Below are 1,084 nucleotides of genomic sequence, written 5' to 3'. Positions count from 1 at the left end.
GAGCAGGGGCGGGTGGGGGAAGACGTAGGACCAGATGCGGCCGCGCCCGCTCATGCGCCGCCACGCGGAGTCGAAGGACCGGCAGTGCGGGCAGCAGGGCCTGGGCGGCCACCGGAGCTGCCCGCAGGCGGGGGCGGCACATGCCTGGATGCGGAGTTCGCCTCGGGCGGCGTAGTTCCAGAAAGGGGCGCCGTCCGTATCGACGGTGGGGGACAGGAGGGACTCGGTCGTCGCGTCTGCCATGTTCTCGTCTCTTCCGGGTGCGGGTTCGTCGTGGCTTGTCGCGCAGTTCCCCGCGCCCCTGGCGGGGCACGGACGTCGCGCCCCCTAGGGGGCGCGTAGCAGTACCGCTGAGGTCGGGACTCCCTCGCCTGCCGTCACCAGGCAGGTGGCGGCGTCCGGGACCTGGGCCGTGCTGGTGCCGCGCAGCTGGCGGACGCCCTCCGTGATGAGGTTGAAGCCGTGGACGTAGGCCTCGCTCAGGCCGCCGCCCGAGGTGTTGAGGGGGAGTCGGCCGCCGCTCTCCAGGGCGCCGCCCTCGGTGAAGGCACCGCCCTCGCCGCGTCCGCAGAAGCCGTAGCCCTCCAGGGAGAGCGGGATGAGCGGGGTGAACGCGTCGTAGATCTGCGCCACGTCCACGTCCTGCGGGCCGAAGTCGGCCTGCTTCCAGAGCTGGCGGGCGGCCGTCCAGGCGGGCCCGGAGAGCGGGTCGTCGTTCCAGTAGTTGACCATCCCGTGGTGCTGCGAGGGCAGGCCCTGGGCGACGGAGTGGACGTACACGGGCCTGGTGGGGCAGTCGCGGGCGCGCTCGGCGGAGACGACGACGCAGGCGAGCGCCCCGTCGGTCTCCAGGCAGTTGTCGAAGAGGCAGAGCGGTTCGCTGATCCAGCGCGAGTTCATGTACATGTCGCGGGTGAGCGGGCGCTCGTACATCATCGCGGCCGGGTTCTGGTTGGCGCGGTTGCGGCAGGCGAGGGCGACGTTGAAGAGGTGGTCGCGGGTCACGCCGTACTCGTGCATGTAGCGGCGCGTCAGCATCGCGATCTCGTCGGCGGGCCGCAGCAGCCCGAAGGGACGGGTCCAC

General features: G+C 72.0%; 2 protein-coding genes. Both read right to left on the bottom strand.

Annotated elements, in window-relative coordinates:
* Window positions 1-243, bottom strand: a 243-nt coding sequence (locus tag AB8Z36_RS40300; RefSeq protein WP_369218315.1) for a Zn-ribbon domain-containing OB-fold protein, incomplete at its 3' end; no start/stop codon positions are given.
* An 84-nt stretch (window positions 244-327) separates the two neighbouring features.
* Window positions 328-1,084: thiolase C-terminal domain-containing protein (locus AB8Z36_RS40295; protein WP_369218314.1), on the bottom strand; the 757-nt coding region annotated here is incomplete at its 5' end.

This window comes from Streptomyces flavofungini (assembly GCF_041028215.1).
Classification (GTDB): Bacteria; Actinomycetota; Actinomycetes; order Streptomycetales; family Streptomycetaceae; genus Streptomyces; species Streptomyces flavofungini_B.
Note: the sequence above shows the minus strand (reverse complement) of the source record. Positions and strands in the feature narration are given on the sequence as shown.